General features: G+C 52.0%; 14 protein-coding genes. 4 read left to right on the forward strand and 10 right to left on the reverse strand.

Going from position 1 to position 16,141, the window contains the following annotated elements; all coding sequences use genetic code 11:
• Nucleotides 1-117: 117 nt before the first annotated feature.
• Nucleotides 118-1,257 carry an acyl-CoA dehydrogenase gene (locus Q1Q75_RS04560; RefSeq protein ID WP_300667890.1) on the reverse strand — a complete coding sequence of 380 codons (1,140 nt, stop codon included), beginning with the start codon at nt 1,255-1,257 and terminating at the stop codon, nt 118-120.
• Between the two features lie 1,011 nt (nt 1,258-2,268).
• Here Q1Q75_RS04560 and Q1Q75_RS04565 point away from each other — a divergent pair.
• Both Q1Q75_RS04565 and Q1Q75_RS04570 read left to right on the forward strand, forming a co-directional pair.
• Complete coding sequence (locus tag Q1Q75_RS04565) at nt 2,269-2,865, forward strand: hypothetical protein (RefSeq protein WP_300667892.1); 597 nt, start codon at nt 2,269-2,271, stop codon at nt 2,863-2,865.
• Between the two features lie 410 nt (nt 2,866-3,275).
• Nucleotides 3,276-4,043, forward strand: a complete 768-nt coding sequence (locus tag Q1Q75_RS04570; protein WP_300667893.1) for a hypothetical protein — start codon at nt 3,276-3,278, stop codon at nt 4,041-4,043.
• A gap of 1,149 nt (nt 4,044-5,192) precedes the next feature.
• On the opposite strand, the gene Q1Q75_RS04575 is transcribed toward Q1Q75_RS04570, so the two are convergent.
• The gene (locus Q1Q75_RS04575; protein ID WP_300667895.1) at nt 5,193-5,687 is read right to left on the reverse strand and encodes an NlpC/P60 family protein; all 495 of its coding nucleotides are present in this window, start codon (nt 5,685-5,687) and stop codon (nt 5,193-5,195) included.
• Nucleotides 5,688-5,961: 274 nt separating this feature from the next.
• Nucleotides 5,962-6,240 (reverse strand): type II toxin-antitoxin system Phd/YefM family antitoxin, encoded by a 279-nt coding sequence (locus Q1Q75_RS04580; protein WP_300667897.1) that lies wholly within the window; start codon nt 6,238-6,240, stop codon nt 5,962-5,964.
• Between the two features lie 763 nt (nt 6,241-7,003).
• Here Q1Q75_RS04580 and Q1Q75_RS04585 point away from each other — a divergent pair.
• The gene (locus Q1Q75_RS04585; RefSeq protein WP_300667898.1) at nt 7,004-8,116 is read left to right on the forward strand and encodes an FAD-dependent oxidoreductase; all 1,113 of its coding nucleotides are present in this window, start codon (nt 7,004-7,006) and stop codon (nt 8,114-8,116) included.
• A 373-nt stretch (nt 8,117-8,489) separates the two neighbouring features.
• Here the strand turns inward: Q1Q75_RS04585 and Q1Q75_RS04590 are convergent, their stop codons facing one another.
• The 5 genes from Q1Q75_RS04590 to Q1Q75_RS04610 form a co-directional block, all read right to left on the reverse strand.
• Nucleotides 8,490-9,038, reverse strand: a complete 549-nt coding sequence (locus Q1Q75_RS04590; protein ID WP_300667899.1) for a 2-oxoacid:acceptor oxidoreductase family protein — start codon at nt 9,036-9,038, stop codon at nt 8,490-8,492.
• A gap of 3 nt (nt 9,039-9,041) precedes the next feature.
• Complete coding sequence (locus Q1Q75_RS04595; protein ID WP_300667900.1) at nt 9,042-9,839, reverse strand: 2-oxoacid:ferredoxin oxidoreductase subunit beta; 798 nt, start codon at nt 9,837-9,839, stop codon at nt 9,042-9,044.
• A complete protein-coding gene (locus Q1Q75_RS04600; protein WP_300667902.1) occupies nt 9,840-10,988 on the reverse strand; it encodes a 2-oxoacid:acceptor oxidoreductase subunit alpha in 1,149 nt (382 codons plus the stop codon).
• A 240-nt stretch (nt 10,989-11,228) separates the two neighbouring features.
• Nucleotides 11,229-11,435, reverse strand: a complete 207-nt coding sequence (locus Q1Q75_RS04605) for a 4Fe-4S binding protein (RefSeq protein WP_300667904.1) — start codon at nt 11,433-11,435, stop codon at nt 11,229-11,231.
• 93 nt (nt 11,436-11,528) lie between these two features.
• On the reverse strand, nt 11,529-11,855 hold the full coding sequence (locus Q1Q75_RS04610; protein WP_300667906.1) for an MGMT family protein: 327 nt from the start codon (nt 11,853-11,855) through the stop codon (nt 11,529-11,531).
• A gap of 159 nt (nt 11,856-12,014) precedes the next feature.
• Here Q1Q75_RS04610 and Q1Q75_RS04615 point away from each other — a divergent pair, with 159 nt between their 5' ends.
• Nucleotides 12,015-13,886, forward strand: a complete 1,872-nt coding sequence (locus tag Q1Q75_RS04615) for a radical SAM protein (protein ID WP_300667908.1) — start codon at nt 12,015-12,017, stop codon at nt 13,884-13,886.
• Nucleotides 13,887-14,134: 248 nt separating this feature from the next.
• Here Q1Q75_RS04615 and Q1Q75_RS04620 read toward each other — a convergent pair whose 3' ends face one another.
• Nucleotides 14,135-15,124 (reverse strand): oligopeptide/dipeptide ABC transporter ATP-binding protein, encoded by a 990-nt coding sequence (locus Q1Q75_RS04620; RefSeq protein ID WP_300667910.1) that lies wholly within the window; start codon nt 15,122-15,124, stop codon nt 14,135-14,137.
• Complete coding sequence (locus Q1Q75_RS04625) at nt 15,118-16,140, reverse strand: ABC transporter ATP-binding protein (RefSeq protein ID WP_300667912.1); 1,023 nt, start codon at nt 16,138-16,140, stop codon at nt 15,118-15,120. Before Q1Q75_RS04625 ends, Q1Q75_RS04620 begins: the two co-directional genes overlap by 7 nt.
• Between the last annotated feature and the right edge of the window lies 1 nt (nt 16,141).

The raw sequence follows: 16,141 nt of genomic DNA on the forward strand, positions 1-16,141 counted from the left end.
ATGAAGGGTGAAATCAGGCAAACGTTTAGCTCTCGGCAGGGCCGCAAAAGGCATCAGCTGAATAGTTACCCAAAATCCGAGCAACGAAATCCAAGTGACTTAATAATTTGTAATTTGCTATCTTATCATGGAGCCTGAAATAACAATTTTCATTACCTCACTGGTCCCCTCATAAATTTCAGTAATTTTTGCATCACGCATCATTCTCTCCACCGGATAATCCTGTAAATAGCCATATCCACCATGCAACTGAACGGCTTTTGTTGTTACATACATGGCTGTTTCAGAAGCAAAATATTTGGCCTGCGCTGCCTCTACAGAGCTTGGTTTTCCAGTTTCTCTTCTATAAGCCGCATTATAAACCAGAAATCTTGCGGCATCGGTTCGAGTCTTCATTTGAGCAAGTTCAAATGCTATACCTTGAAATGCAGCAATTGGTTTACCAAACTGCTTTCTATTCTTTACATATTCAAGAGCAACGTCCAATGCTCCTTGTGCAATACCAAGTGCTTGAGCAGCTATCCCAATTCTACCCACATCAAGTGAGGTCATCGCAACCTTAAAGCCTTTGCCTAACTCACCAAGTAGATTTTCCTTTGGAATAATACAATTATCAAAGAATAATTCTCTTGCAACCGAACCTCGTATGCCCATTTTTCGTTCTGATTTTCCTACTTTGAAACCGGGGAAGATATCTTCAACAATAAATGCGCTAATTCCTTTTGTGCCCTTTGATTTGTCAGTCATTGCCATGATCACATATATGCCCGCAACGCCTGAGTTAGATATAAACTTCTTTTGTCCATTTAACAGCCAATGGTCACCCATATCAACCGCTACCGTTTCCTGTCCTGCGGCATCTGTTCCTGCATTTGGCTCTGTAAGCCCAAAGGCGCCTATTTTTTCACCCTTCATTAAAGGTGGAAGATATTTTTTCTTTTGTACCTCTGTTCCATAGGTAAGAATTGGCCAGGTACAAAGGCCATGATGTGTTTGCACAATGACACCTGTAGAAGCACAGACCTTCGATAATTCCTCAATCAAAATAGCATAGGAAACATAATCACCACCGAAGCCTCCATACTCTTTGGTAAAGGGTAGGCTCATCCAACCCAACTTGGCTATTTTTTCAATTGTTTCAATTGGAAATCTTGCATTCTCATCAATTTCAGCAGCTAAAGGCCTGACCTCTTCTTGAGCGAATCTACGAAATTGTTCCTGCAACGCCTGTTGATACTCATTTAATTCAAAAATCATTATGATACCTCTCTACACATTTATATTTGTTTTTTCGTCATATCACCTAACCCGGATATTTCATGAGAAAACAATCAGGACAAGGAATGGTTCGTAATTACAGTTCTTTACAGTAATATTTTCAGTCGTTTCAAAAATGCAAAATGTAATCCACGGTATTCTGTTTGATTTTCTCACCCTTCGGGCGAGCCGGGTGCACTCATCTGCCGCGTTATCAGAGCCTTGAGGTAAACCACTACGTCTTCAGCTCTGATGCCTTGCATATGAGCGCACCCAACTCGTGAACTATCCGAGCTAAGATAACTTAAATTGCATACAAAAGGTTAGAATATATTTTTAAATGAGTTATCTAAAAATACCCGTATGACCAGAGGACAGGCGAGATGCGTCTATCAAGTGCGGTGAATATTCCCCCAGAGGGGTTAGCCCGCATATTTCATGAGAAAACGACCAATCTATAGAGATAAAATATTATTACAGACGGTTACATGGAAAAAATCGGTTATTTCAAAAATACAAAATGTAATTCACCGTTTTCGGCTCGCCTTTCTCACCCTTCGGGCGAGCCGAGTGCACCCATCTTCTGCGTTATCAGAGCTTTGAGGTAAACCGCTACATCGGCAACTCTGACGCCTTGAATATGGAGGCACTCGACTCGTGAAATATCCGGGTTAAAACGGATCCGTGGGGCGTCGAGGAGGGAGTTGAGGGAGATGTTTCAGGTTTTGCAGAAGGGAATGCAGAGGGCGGTGATGGGGATTAAAAATATGGATAGAACAAAAGGAGGCTGTGTCGAATATCAACAAGCCCCTATTCTTACTGTTTTTATCATAAAAAGATCAATATAGCCGTATACAACGAGAGCAATCAGCGTTCTTTGCAATTATTTACAGTATGTTGACTTGGTCCGGCCCCAATGTTGGCGCAAAGCTAAGATGCCCTTGGTATATCAAATGGTACTACATAGACCCTACGGCGTTTTTTATCAGTGTTCACCATTAAGGTGCTGTTATGATGAAAATTTTAAAAGTCGGTGATAAAAGTCAGGCCATCTGCAACTCTTGCAAAGCCGTTGTCCCCACCACCTATACCTTAAGGGATGTCCCTTTTGACGATGGTGATGGTGAGGTCAAGAATGTCTTGGTCAGCGTATGTGACACATGCGATTCGATCTGCTCATTACCGCACCAGTCCACGCCGGCTGTCAGAAAAGCCCTTGAGACGAAAAGAAAGCCCATTGAGTGCAGAGTCCCTGCGCATATGATCGATATCTTGAACTTAGCCTGCACACAAATTGGTTGCGAAACAGACTTTAGAACTCAGATGTTCAAATACTATATCCACAAAATAGCATATGACGATGCAGCCTTAGCAGAATTGTCCAGTTTTAAAGATAACGAACTCATTGAGGGCAAGCCTGAAAAAAGAATTTCACTGAAAGGGCGTCATGTAAAAGCTGATCTTGATCGAATCCTTTACAGAACGAGCCTAACAAAAACAACTGACATCATTAAATTAATTACGATTAAAATCAAAACTGAAATTTTGGATATGAAAAAGCCTGAGCCAATCAAAGAGTTGAGAACGATAGCAGTTGCAACCCTTTAGACAACAAATTGTAATTCTTGATTTTAAACATGCCAACGCCGCAATGGTTCCACACTACCAAGTGGACTGATACGATGCAGACATAAAAGCCCCGGCCTTTGCCGGGGTTTTTTATTTGAGAAAAGGTCTTTGTGAAGAAATTGTGTCAAATGTCAAGACGTGACCCCTTTCCATGGCCCGGCCCCAATACCATACAGGATCGTCTCATCGGGTGCATGAAAGGTATAGCGCATCTTGCCCGTCCCCGGGTCCGTCCCTACCCTTGAATCATAAGTAAATTGTCGCGGTCCATCCCCACTATACATATTTTTATTAAACCAGAAAAAAGTAATAAAAAAGACCTGACCCTATTTTCCGTATATAATGACCTACCCGTTATATACACGCATTTAAGAGGTATTAAAAAGACCATGGATATCAGAGGAACCTGTATCTCATCAACAGTAGATGAGCACGGCCCAATTTATGTTTACCAAACAAGGAATAAGCGGATTCTCAGCTTTGATGGGAAAATCTATCAAAGTTGCATGAAACTAAAAGACATTAATGGATTAGATCTCGCCTACACCCAGGCCATGATGGCGGGTTTATTGTTTATCCCCATAGTAAAAACAGCCACCATCATGGGGCTGGGCGCAGGCTCAATGGCAAAGAACCTGCTCAGTAGTTTCTCCGAGTTGACCGTACATGCCATTGAATACCGTGAAGCAGTGGCGAAGACCGCAAAAAAACATTTTCACTTACGCGACACGGATCGCCTCTTCATTCATATAAACGACGCTGTGAACTACATCAAAAACACCGACATAAAAAGCGATATTATCTTTTCAGATCTATACAACTCGGAAGGCATGGAACCGAAACAAGTACAATCGTCATACTTGCATGATTGTAAAAATGCACTCAACAAACAAGGTGTCCTTGTGCTCAATATCTGTCATACGGAACTTAAATTACGAGAAGAGTTAGATGAATTACTCGCGCTCCAATTTGAAAACCGACGACTCAGTTTCGACGTAGAAAATGAAAACACGATCGTACTCGCATTTAAAAACGACATCCCCTCTATAAAAAGAGAAGAACTACTTACTAAAGGTAAAGGGTTGCAAGAGAAAATGAACATTCCGATGGAACGTTATGCCAAATTACTTTTGGATACGCCGGGTAGTTGGAGTTGAGCTGCCACAACCAACGGAATTGTTCAAATATATGTACAATTTATGCGTAAATAGTCAGATAGTGCCTCCGGCGGTCCTGCCGGGGGCTAAACTTTTGCCTGATTTTATTAAGACGGGTTTTACAAACAGGTTTTACAAAATAATCTTGATTAAATTTCATCTTAAAAGCGGATGTGATTACCTCTTATTCACAGCCATGGGTTCCCTGTCCATTTCAGGCTTCAATGTCACCCACACCGGTGAGATGACGGCGGCGTCCTAGGATGGACACCCATTTAATATCAAAGGGCGAAGCGTGCCCATCTGGCAGTCGGGAAACCCACAATACTGAAAATTGTATAAATTTTGACGACGCAGCATCTCTCCCCGGCGTGATCGGTTGCACCCGCGCTGAAACACCCGCGTCGGGATTGCCGCCTTACCCCGTTTTTTCACCGATCCCGCGTGATAGAGAAATTCACGGTATTTTTGGAGTGGTCATTGCACAGAATTATGCCTGGTTAAGAATAGGGGGGAAGGTCGAAAAGACCTTAAATGGAGAGTGTACAGGAGGTGAAGCTACATCCACTTCACATAATTTGAAACTCCACATAAGAAATGATTTCCTAAGACGGAGAAGCCAAGGCCCTCCACGGCATACACCATGGAAAATCTGCGGTTCACACGAACCAACTCATCTTTCTCCGCGTCTTTAAAAGGAAGACCATCAAAAGCCGTTCGACTGATCACATGGTAAACGGTCTTCTGGCCGGGATCAGGGAGAAGGGGTCGCGTCTTGACATTGGACAAAATGACATCGTCATGTCACAGAAACCCCATACACCCGTACTTATTGAGACTTTTTGGAATGAACATCAGGAAGCCGCTATTCTACATGCTTTCAGCGGCGCAGCCGCATCTGCGTCTATCTGTGTTCATCTGCGGCTAAATTGATTTTGTTCAGGGGTGGCTCTTGCCCATTGATGGGCACGCTTCGCGCTTTGCCCATCCTGACGGCGCGACAAGCGATCCGTCTTCGCCTGCGGCTACGCTGTGACATGGGGGCAAAATGCATTCGAAACCAGCTTTCAAGGTGGCACACCTTGCCGCCGGAGGCTTTTTTTTGAGCTGAATAGCTATCCGGGATGTGCAGTTGCTGCACGATCGACGTCAATCCCAAACCCGCCGCGCCTTCCAATATCTTTTTTTCCAATAGGGCTGATTCAGGTTCGTCAACGTAACGCCTTCGTTGGTGGAGGCATGAAGAAAAATATTGTTGCCCATGTAGATGCCCACATGGCGGACCGTGAGGCCGGTTTTAAAGAGGACGAGATCCCCGATGCGAAGGTCCTTTCGTTTGACGGGTTTCCCTGTTTTCGCGAGGAGTTTGGTGGTTCGGGGGATGGTGATGCCAAGGGTGTCCCGGTAGGTGAGGTGGACAAAGCCGGAGCAGTCGACGCCGCGTTTGCTGGTGCCGCCCATTTTGTAGCGCGTGCCTTTCCATTCTGCATACTGGGCGTTCAGCCTTGCTTTCACGCGGGCGGTGTCGGTAAGGTTCACGACAGATGGGTGCTTTATCTTGATGGTTCTTCGATGCTTCTCCCTGGGCACGGTGGCACATCCCAGGAGGCTGAATATGAGGATGCAAAGGATCCATGTCTTCACAAGGGGTCTCCTTTAGATATCATGCTATTCGACTCCTTCGCCGGACATATTTCTAACATGCCACACTCCGGTGCGGCAGGGAAAAAGACAAACTAAAAAGCCGCACCGGAGTGCGGCGCTCCGTTTCGGCCCGTTTTTCTCGGTTTTCTCGGTTTTTTAAGGTCGCTGCCAAACGAGGACCAAGGCCGGCTTCCCCTACTCCGATTGCCTCCTCATTCAAGGTGAAGAAGCAGCCGCGCACCATGAAGAATACGCATAACAATGACGACGTCTATTATAGATGATGCTCACGCTTAAAATTTTCGAAAAACTCCGCGGCCTTTCGGGTTTCACCTGCTGCTACCTGCTGCTCAGCCTTCATCACCTTCTCCATCACGCCAAAGGATTCAGCCATCCGCTCACAAGATTCGGGATCCATGAGAACCGCTTCGGCCTTTCCATTGACCGTCAGGACAACGGGACGTCTGGTCTTATGGATCTGTTTAAGCAGCTCCCCTGTATTCCGCTTCAGCTCGGTGATGGATTTTATATCTTCGGTTATTTTAATGGACATATGCACTCCAAGCATAGCCCGAATATTACACGAGTTGGGTGTGCTCATATGCAAGGCATCAGAGCTGAAGATGTAGTGGTTTACCTCCAAGCTCTGATAACGCGGCAGATGAGTGCACCCGGCTCGCCCGAAGGGTGAGAAAATCAGACAGAATACCGTGGATTACATTTTGCATTTTTGAAACGACTATAAATATTGCCGCAAAAAACTGTAATTACTGATTATTCCTTAGTCCTGATTGTTTTCTCATGAAATATTCGGGATAGGGCATGATATTTGATACTTTCATCATGTCACAAGCAACATTACAGAGCCATCTTCACCAGATAATATATTAACAACGAGAATCCATCACAATGCCCATTTCCAATAGGACGGCTCGTCTCTACTCGCTTTCAGCGGCGCAGCCGCATCTGCGGACATCTGTGTTTATCTGTGGCCAAATTATTTTTTTGTTTAAGGGGTGGGGATGTTTGCGCAGCCCATGAGGCTGAATATGAGTATGCAGAACATCCATATCTTCACGGGGTTCTCCTTTTCATTTCATGCAGATATTGATATTTTAGCATTGCCCCTCAGCTTTCATCGCAATTCTGGAGCACACGCAGGATCTCCGGCCATGCGAATGCGGACGCATTTCAGCCCGGAATGACGCCTCCCGATGCGCATTCGCAAACCCGCTTTCAAGGTGGCTCACCTTGCCGCCGGAGGCATCTTTTTTTGTCCTTTTTTCCATGTCCCTTACGTGATGATTGGAGACCCCATGAAGAAAAAACTTCTGCTCTTAGGGGGCGGACACGCTCACCTGGAAACCCTGGCGGCTTTGGAAACGATCCAAAAACGTGGGCACGAGGTCACCGTGGTGGCCCCCTCCCCCCATCACTACTACTCGGGCATGGGCCCAGGGATGCTGGGGGGCACCTACACCCCGGAATCGATTCGATTTGATACGGAGGCCATGGTCACGAAGAGAGGGGCACGGTTTGTCAGGGGCCTGGCTGTGGCCATTGACGCGGGGGAAAAAACAGTTCGGCTCAGTTCTGGAGAGTTGCTCGATTATGACGTCTTGTCCAACAATGTGGGAAGTTATGTCAAGAGTGATCTCATCGTGGCCCCGGGGTCAACCGTCTATTCCGTCAAGCCCATTGAATCCCTGCTAACGCTGAAGCAGGCTCTTTTAAACCGATGCCATGAAAAGGTCCTTCAGATTGCCATCGCAGGCGGTGGCCCATCGTCGGCAGAGGTGGCGGGAAACATCCTTCAACTGGTCCAAAACGCGCGCGGACAGAGGCCGGTCATCACCCTCTACTCACGCAGCGGTTTCTTCGATCACTTCGATGAGAAAATAAAAACCGGCGTCACAAACATCCTTGAAGCCAAGGGGATTCAGCGGGTGGAAGGAGACGCCGTGGTCCGGGTGGATGGCCCATCGATAGGGCTCGCCTCGGGCCGTCAGTGTCCCGCGGATTTCGTGATCTCCGCAACCGGCGTGCGCCCCTCCCCTCTCTTTGCCGACTCCCATCTTCCCACCGGCCCCGACGGAGGGCTCCTCGTCAACCCGTTCCTCCAGTGCACCGCCCATCCGGAGATCTTTGGCGGCGGCGACTGCATCCATTTTCAGGAGCACCCCTTAAACAAAGTCGGCGTTTACGCCGTTCGTCAAAACCCCATCCTTTTGCATAATCTCCTGGCCCAACTCGAAGACACCCCGCTGACCCCCTTCCACCCCGGAGGCAACTACCTCCTCGTCTTCAACCTCGGCGAGGGCACAGGCTACCTCCACAAAAACGGCATCCGCTTCCACGGTAAAATCGCCTTCCGCATTAAAGATTTCATCGACCGCCGCTTCATGACGAAATACCAAAGGCTGATGTAAAAAACAGGTGTAAGGGCCGGCGCAAAAATCAAACATACAAAAAGCAATGCCTCCGGCGGCAAGGTGAGCCACCTTGAAAGCAGGTTTCCGCAGCGCTTCAACCCTCGTTCCTCGGGTCAAATCACAGCGGCATTTTTATGAAAATTGTGCATTTATTTTTTGCGTGAGCCCTAACTATTCAGCTTGGGGTGTCGGATGATCTCGATATCCCGTTTACGAACATATTCAGTCAACCTGTTCCTGCGTTATTCGACTATAAAAGGTATGTTGAAACCGGCCAGCGCCTTTACGCCTGCGGCTACGCCGTGACATGGGGGCAAAACGCATCCGCAATCTGCTTTCAAGGTGGCACACCTTGCCGCCGGAGGCTTTTTTAACCCAACCCCAAAGGCTCCGCCATCGAAACGCCCAGCTCCAGGGCTTTTCGATTCATCTCCACATATTTTTCCTGAACCCGCGTTGAGATAACCGCCAGCACCGATTCGGCTTTGACGAGGCCAAGGAGTCCGATGAGGACACCGAGCATGCAGATATTAAAAACCACGGGGTTGCCGATCGCATCCTGGACGGTCTGGTACATGGGCAGTTCCACCTGTTTGGCGTCGACCTTCTTGCCGAGCTTCACGTAGCGGTCGTCGGTCAGAAGCAGGCCTCCGGGACGAATGATGGGCGAAAATTTATCGTAGGCTTCCTGGGTGAGACAGACCAGCACATTGGGTTGGGTCACCTTCGGAAAGAGGATGGGATGTTCAGAGATGATGATGTCACTTCGGGTGGCTCCGCCCCGGGCTTCGGGTCCATAGGACTGAGACTGGACGGCGATGAGCCCTTCATGGATGACGGCCGCTTCAGCCAGGATCACAGCGGCGGTGATCACCCCCTGGCCTCCGGCTCCTGAGAAGACCATACGAAACTTCTCCATGCCTCACCCTCCCTCTTTTTGAATCACCTGCTCATAGGCGTCACAGTACTCGGCCCGAAGCTCTTCGACAAAAATGCCCCGTTCCAGGATCTCCGGGTCCTCGGCGGCCCTTGCTGAGCCGATGGGGACGGTGTGGGTCTTCAGGTACTCCAGCATCACCGGGGCATTGACCAGCTGGTTTCTGCGTCCGTACTGAGTGGGGCACTGACTGAGGAACTCCACCACGGAAAACCCACGGTGTCGGATCGCTTTTTTTAAAATCGAGATTCCTTCTTTGGCGTGGTAGGTGGTGGTGCGTGCCACAAAGGAAGCCCCCGCCGCCGTGGCCAGCTTAACGGCGTCAAAGGGATTGTCGATGTTACCAAAAGGTGCGGTGGTGGCGTAATCTCCGGTGCAGGACATGGGGGAGTACTGCCCGCCGGTCATGCCATAGATCCGGTTGTTCATGACAATGGCGGTGATGTCGATGTTGCGCCGGGCGGCATGGATAAAATGATTCCCCCCGATGGCCAAGGCGTCCCCATCCCCCATGGGGGTGATGATGGTCAGCTCCGGCTGACTGAACTTGACGCCGGTGGCAAAGGCCAGGGCCCTGCCGTGCAGAGTGTGCAGGGAATGAAAATCCACGTAGCCGGAGATTCGCGCCGAACAGCCGATGCCGGAGACCACCACAATGTTGCTCTTGTCGAGACCCAGCTCCTCAATGGCTCGAATCAGGCAGTTAAGAATGGTTCCGTGACCACAGCCCGGGCACCACATGTGCGGAAAAAACCGTTCCCTGATAAAGTCGCGGGTCCCCATCTACACCCCCCTGCCCTGAATAATCCGAAGAATATTCTTGATATTGGTCGGAGAGATCAGCTCCCCGTCGATGCGGTTGGCCAGAAAAACGCGTTCCGGGTTCTCGACGGCGGCCTTCACCAGCCCGGTTACCTGCCCCTTATTCATCTCCACCACCACAATGCGCCGGGCCTTCCTGCATTTTTCCCTGATTAAGTCGACCGGAAACGGCCAGATGGACTGCAACTCCAGATAGCCCAGGCGATCCCCACGCCGCCGGCGGTTCTCCACCGTATGAAGGGTCGAGCGTGCAGCCGAACCAAAGGAGATGAGAATCACCTCGGCGTCTTCCAGGTACAACTCTTTGTAGCGGGTGATCTCATGGACATTGGTTTCAATCTTGTCCACCAGATGATTCAAAAGGCTCTCCACCACCTTGGGATTGCTGGAGGGAAACCCCCACATATCATGATAGAGGCCGGTCACGTTGTAGCGGTGATCCCCGCCGAAATCGCTCATGGGGAGCCGCCCGTCTTCTCGGGGGAGATAGGGATGATAGTCCACGCCCCGCTTCACCGAGGTGCGCAGCCGATCCACCACAGGCAACACCCCGGCCTCTGGAATCACCAGCTTTTCCCGCATGTGGCCGATGACCTCGTCAAAAAGAAGAATCACCGGAGTGCGATAGGTTTCGGCCATGTTAAAGGCGTGGACGGTCATCTCAAGGACGTCCTGATGGGTGGAGGCGGTGAGGGTGATGATGGCGTGATCCCCATGGGTCCCCCAGCGTGCCTGGTTGACGTCTCCCTGCCCCACATGGGTGGGATTTCCCGTGGAGGGACCGCCGCGCTGTACATTAACGATCACGCACGGAATCTCGGCCATCACCGCAAATCCCAACGCCTCCTGCATCAACGAGAAACCGGGTCCGCTGGTGGCGGTCATCACCTTGTTTCCGGTGAGGGATCCGCCGATAATGGCGCACAGAGAGGAGATCTCATCCTCCATCTGGATGAACCGCCCGCCACGTCCGGGAAGACGCCGGGCCAAAAGTTCGGCAATTTCTGTGGAGGGGGTGATGGGATAACCGGCAAAGAAACTCATCCCGGCATAGAGAGCCCCTTCAACGCAGGCTTCATTTCCCTGAACAAAAACAAGATTCTCTTCCATGGCGATGGCCTCTCCTGAAGCGGAGTAAGGAACAACTAAATAAAGAACAAGGGCCTCCGGCGGCAAGGTGTGCCACCTTGAAAGCTGCTTGCGGATGCGCTTTGCCCCTCGTTCCTCGGGTCAAATCACATCCGCACTTGGATCGACGTAAATCTGAAATATGTATTTAAGACCTGTTTGTTAAACTTTTCAAAAGTTTAGCCCCCGGCAGGGCCGCCGGAGGCGTAAGCTGAAGAGTGACTACTTTTCGATGATCACTTCGCTGGCAAGCTCCGGGCAACGGAGTTCACACAGCCTGCAGCAGGTGCACTTTTCAGGATGAACGACCACGACTTTGTCGAAGGCATCTATTTCAAGGACCTCTCTGGGGCAAAAATGAATGCAGACCCCGCATCCCTTGCACCAATCCCGGTTAATGACAATTCTATCCAGTTTTGGCCGTCCCATGGGCGCGCCCTCCTTCATGCGTGTAGTCGCAATGAAGTGCGTTAAAAAAGTGTGTTGTCCATGGTTTAGGGGTAGAGGTTTTGTCAGGTATTGTCAAGAAAAAGAGCCGTCAGAAGGAACCCACAGGAACCGATCCAAATTCAGGGAGCCCCCTTTCGTAAACAGAATTCCTTCAGCCATCAACAACCCTTTCTGCAGATCATGGGCCGAACCGGTCAGGGAAATTCGCCCGTTGCGATTCACCACGCGATGCCAGGGCAGCCCCTCCTTTTCCGAACAGCTGTGAAGAATCCGGGAGACCTGACGCGCGCCTCCCGGGTTGCCAGCGGCGGCCGCCAGAAGACCGTAGGTACACACGCGCCCCAAGGGAATGGCGCGAATCAGTTCGATCACACGACAGGTAAAAAGAGAACGGGACATACACGAACCTCACAGGATAACACGATCAAATTGTTGCATTTTGCCATGATGACTGATAAAAAAAAAAAATGATCACAGAGCCCGAACCGGCTCTTTTTTTTGCCCACCTTAATAACACCGTTCAGAAAACTCAACGCACGTCTCACGCAGAGGTTCTTCATGCCCGCCCCCTACTTTATCGTCTACAACCCCATGACGGTCAACGTCATGGATGCCCTGGGAACCTGCGACACCCCTCTGGATCTTCTCAGCTTTCTCACCCGCAGGGACAGCCGCGATCTCTCTGACACCACCTGGCTCGACTTCCTCCAATTCGACCCGGCCTTAGACAAGAGAGGCATGGTGGAGACCTTTGCCATCGAGAGCTATGCCATCACCTACGTGGCCAACCAGATCGCGGCGCACCGGCCTGATGCGGAAATATTCCTGGCCGACGGTGTGCGTCGCACCGTGGCGGAGACGATTCGAAAAAAGGGACCACCCGAAGCGGTCTTCATCTCCTCCATGAGCTCCAACTTCCCCACCACCGTCTGCACCACCCTGGCCCTGAACCATGGAAACATCCCCGTCATCATCGGTGGCATCCACGTCTCCACCAGCCCGAAAGACACCGATCGATTCATCAGAGATTACATCCCCTCACCAGAACGGGTCAGTGAAGTCCGGGGCAGCGGGGACGGCCAGGTGATCGGGCGGATCCTGAGAGACCTGGGAAACAATGAGTTAAAACAAGTCTACACCGGCGTAAAAACCATTGAAGACAATGTATGGGGCGCCCCCAACGTGATCGAGATGCCCCCCTTGCAGCTCTCCTTTTTAAAACGCATCCCCCTTCTGGGCAAGCTCCTCGTCCGGGCCATCCGCATCCAGCCCATCGCCCCTTTTCTTGGCTGCCCTCACTCCTGCAGTTTTTGCTCAATTTCCAGCCTCCCCAAGGCGCTGAGGCGTTTCACCATGCGCTCCCCCGAAGACGTGGTCGCCGAAATCGAACACCTGCAGAAAGGGGGCGTCACCCTGAAAAACCGTCTCTTCTTTTTCCTGCCCGACAACATCCTGCTGGGGGGAAAAAGACTGAATGCGCTGCTCGACTTGATTATCGAAAAGCGGCTGAAAATCAACTATATCGTCCAGGCCTCCGTGGAAATTGCCGATGATGAGACCCTCCTCAAAAAACTCCGCCTCTCCGGCTGCTCGCACCTCTTTATCGGGTTTGAAACTCTGAATCTGAACGACCTGAAACACGTGGGCAAAAAGGTGGTCAACGGCATCCAGGCCAGTGGAAAAAGCGTCGCAGACTACTATGCGGCACAAATAAAAAAAATCCAAGGTCACGGAATGGTGATCCACGGCTCTTTTATCCTGGGACTCCCCAACGACCGTTTCCACAGCCTCTCTGACAACACAGGCCAGGACTACGGCAAATTCTGCACCCGCCATCACATCGGGATTCAGGCCACCCCTCTCTCGGATCTTCCCGGCTCCCGGGATTTTATCCAGACCCACAAAACAGGGGGCTGGCTCTTCGGCCGAGAGGGCACCATGGACTACCTTATCGCCCTGGTGGCCTGCGACCTGACCGAAGGAAACCGCATCCCCCCGGCCAACGTACGCGAAAGCCCCCTTATCGTCCTGCACATGGCCTATGAAGCCATCAACCGGGTCGGCTGGACGGTAAACGCCTTGAAAAGCGCCACCACCATGGGCATTAAAGGGTTTCTGGCTCCGACCATCAATGGAAAACACAGTATAAAAGAGCGGCTTATCGACGCCTTCGTCGCCTTTGCCGTCCCCCTCATCGTCAGCCAGTACCGGGATCATGCCATCAAGGTGCTCTCCTCCACCTGCGGGGCCAAAGGGTCCATGGAACGACTCTGGGAGATGGAAAAGGACCCTGAGATTAAGGCTATGTTTCGACGGTATGTGGAGGGATTTATGGTGAAGGGGGAACACGGACAGGCACAGACAGGCATGGACGAAAACAGACCCACACACCCTCTGCCCCAGGATAACGTTTGCCATAAAACCGGTTGACGCCTCACCCACGGTACGATCACAACCCGCTTTCGAGGTGGCTCACCTCGCCGCCGGAGGCAGCCAGGTTAAAGACGCCTCCGGCGGCCCTGCCGGGGGCCAAACTTTTGATCCGCCTTCGCCCATGGGCTACGGCGCGACAAGAAAGTTTGATAAACAGGTTTTACTCAATTTTCCAGGAACCTTCGCGAATGTCCTCCCCCTGAGGAACGAAGGGAGAGGGCATTCGCAACCTGGGGTCCAGGGGATCATCCCCTGGCCGCCGGAGGCACGCTTTTAGGGTTTTCATACAAATGACAGGCCACAAGATGGCCATCGCCTTGATCTAAAAACTCGGGTTCGGTGGTTCGGCAGATATCCATCACGTGGGAGCAGCGGGTGTGGAAACGGCAGCCGGAAGGGGGGTGGATGGGAGACGGAACGTCGCCTTCGAGAATAATGCGGTTGCTGACGGCGCCGGGTACGGGAATCGGAATGGCCGAGATAAGGGCCTGGGTGTAGGGGTGGAGAGGATTTTTGTAGATGGTGTCGGCGTCGGTCTGTTCAACGATCTTTCCGAGGTACATGACGGCCACGTGATCCGAGATCAGACGGACCACCGCCAGGTCATGGGCGATAAAAAGGGTGGTGAGCCCCATCTCCTCCTGGAGGTCGAGGAGAAGGTTGATGATCTGGGATTGGATGGAGACGTCCAGGGCCGAGACCGGTTCGTCGCAGATCAGGCATTCCGGGGAAAGGGCGATGGCCCTGGCGATGCCGATGCGCTGGCGCTGGCCACCGGAGAACTCATGGGGAAAACGACTCTCAGCCGATCGGGGCAGGCCCACCATGTCCAGGAGCTCTGCCACCCGCTTGCGCCTGGACGGGCCGTCTCCGATTCTGTGGATCACCAGGGGCTCTTCGATGATTGAGCCCACGCTGTGACGGCTGTTGAGGGACTCGAAGGGATCCTGAAAAACCATCTGAATCCGGCGTCTGAAGGGTTTCAACTCTTTTTCGTTTAAGAAGGTCAGATCCGTGCCGTCAAACCGCACGCTCCCGGAAGTCGCCTCGTAAAGGGCCGCCAGGGTGCGTCCCAAGGTGGTCTTCCCGCAACCGGACTCTCCCACCAGCCCCAGAGTCTCGCCCCGGGCCACCGAAAAAGAGACCCCGTCCACGGCGTGGACATCCGCGACTTTGCGCTTGAAGACGCCTCCCGTCACCGGAAAGTATTTTACCAGATCCTTCACCGTCAGCATCCCTTGCCACTCCCTCCAATCATATCATAAAGATGACAGGCCACTTGATGGGCCTCCCCCACGGTCACCTCTTCGGGGACCTCGCTGCGGCACCGCTCCATGACATGGGGGCAACGGTTCTGGAACCGGCAGCCGGGCGGCAGGTCCATGAGACCGGGGACCTGCCCTGAAATGGTGGCAAGGCGGGTCTTTCGCGGGGCATCCAGTCGAGGCATGGAGGCGAGGAGCCCCTGAGTGTAGGGGTGTTTGGGATCGGCAAAGAGGGTCGATGCCCCGGCCCGTTCCACCACTTTCCCCGCGTACATCACCACCACGTCATCGCATTGTTCGGCAATCACGCCCAGGTCGTGGGTGATAAAAATCACCGACATGCCCGAATTCGTCTGAATACGCCGGATTAAATCGAGGATCTGGGCCTGAACCGTCACATCCAGGGCGGTGGTGGGCTCGTCCGCGATGAGAATCGCAGGAGAAAGGGCCAGCGCCATGGCGATCATTACCCGCTGCCGCATCCCGCCCGAGAGTTGGTGAGGATAGGCCGAAAGCCGTCCTTCGGCATCGGGGATCCCCACATCGGTGAGAAGGCGAATCACCTCGCGCTTCAGCTCCCCTTTGGAGAGCTCGGGCCGGTGAATACGCAAGGGCTCCGAGATCTGTTTGTAAAGGGTATGGACCGGGTTCAGGGCCGACATGGGCTCCTGAAAGATCATGGCGACCGAAGCCCCCCGGATGGTCTGCATGGATTCCGCCGGAAGCGCCACCAGATCGATGCCGTCCAGCACCACCTGCCCCCCTTCGATGCGGGACATGGGTTGAGGCAACAGGCGCATAATGGAGAGCGCGGTCACGCTCTTGCCACACCCCGACTCCCCCACGATGCCCAGGGTCCGGCCCTTGATCAGCGTAAAGCCCACCTTCTCCACGGCGCGAACGGGTCCCGCCTCGGTGTCAAAGGCCACCGTGAGCCCCTGGACCGAGAGGATGGGATCTTCTATCTGCCGAACGTCTGCGGCCATG

This window comes from Desulfoluna sp., assembly GCF_030145185.1.
GTDB lineage: Bacteria > Desulfobacterota > Desulfobacteria > Desulfobacterales > Desulfolunaceae > Desulfoluna.